Origin of the sequence: Micromonospora cabrerizensis, assembly GCF_022230955.1 — a bacterium.
In the GTDB taxonomy this organism is placed as follows: domain Bacteria; phylum Actinomycetota; class Actinomycetes; order Mycobacteriales; family Micromonosporaceae; genus Micromonospora; species Micromonospora cabrerizensis.
The window spans coordinates 1-1,087 of sequence record NZ_JAKKFI010000035.1 but is presented as its reverse complement, the minus strand read 5'-3'; the positions used below and the strand labels follow the sequence as shown (position 1 = coordinate 1,087).

The window sequence follows — 1,087 nt, the reverse complement described above, 5'->3', positions numbered from 1 at the left end:
CGTTGCTGCGACGGCCCGTTCGGGGCGGTCAGCCCGTTCGACGCGCCGTCCTGGTTGACCGCGGTTCCCCGCACCACGGCGAGCACCCGGTGACCGTTGCGCACTGCGTCGGAGAGCCGCTCCACCAGGAGCACACCGGCGCCCTCGGCCCAGCCGGTCCCGTCGGCGTCGTCGGAGAAGGACTTGCACCGGCCGTCGGGCGCCAGGCCCCGCTGCCGGGAGAAGTCGACGAACGTACCGGGGGTGGCCATCACGGTCACGCCGCCGGCCAGCGCCATGACGCACTCGCCGTTGCGCAGCGCCCGCACCGCGAGGTGCAGTGCGACGAGGGAGGACGAGCACGCGGTGTCCACGGTGACCGCCGGGCCCTCCAGGCCGAAGGTGTACGCCACCCGGCCGGAGACGACACTGCCGGCGTTGCCGACACCCAGCAGACCCTCGACTCCGTCAGCCGCCCCGAGACGGCTGACGTAGTCGTGGTACATCACCCCAGCGAACACACCCACCTGCGCTCCCCGTACGACCGCCGGGTCGATCCCGGCCCGCTCGAACGCCTCCCAGGAGGTTTCCAACAGCAGCCGCTGCTGCGGATCCATGGCGAGAGCCTCCCGTGGCGAGATCCCGAAGAATCCCGCGTCGAAGTCGCCCGCGTCGTAGAGGAAACCGCCCTCCTTGGTGTACGTGGTCCCAGGATTGTCAGGATCGGGATCGAACAACACCCCTACATCCCAGCCCCGGTCAGGGGGGAACTCCCCGATCGCGTCACCGCCGGCGTCCACCAGCCGCCACAGGTCCTCCGGCGTGGTCACACCGCCCGGGTAGCGGCAGGCCATGCCGACGATGGCGATCGGTTCGTCGGCCGTGACCGCCCTGGTCACACCGGCGGTGGGGCTCTCCTCGGCGCCGCCGAGCGCGGTGTTCAGGTGCTCGGCCAGGGCCACTGGGGTCGGGTAGTCGAAGACCAGGGTGGCGGCCAGCCGCAGCCCGGTCGCGGCTTTCTACACGTTGCGCAGCTCGACGGCGGCGGGAGAGCCGAATCCGAACTCGCTGAGCGGGCGGGCGGTGATGCCAGCCCCTCAGTCACCGT

1 pseudogene is annotated in these 1,087 nt (G+C 71.5%); it reads right to left on the bottom strand.

Features of this window, described 5'->3' with window-relative positions:
• Positions 1-1,058: pseudogene (locus tag LADH09A_RS03615) on the bottom strand (acyl carrier protein); the annotation flags it as partial.
• Positions 1,059-1,087 lie beyond the last annotated feature (29 nt).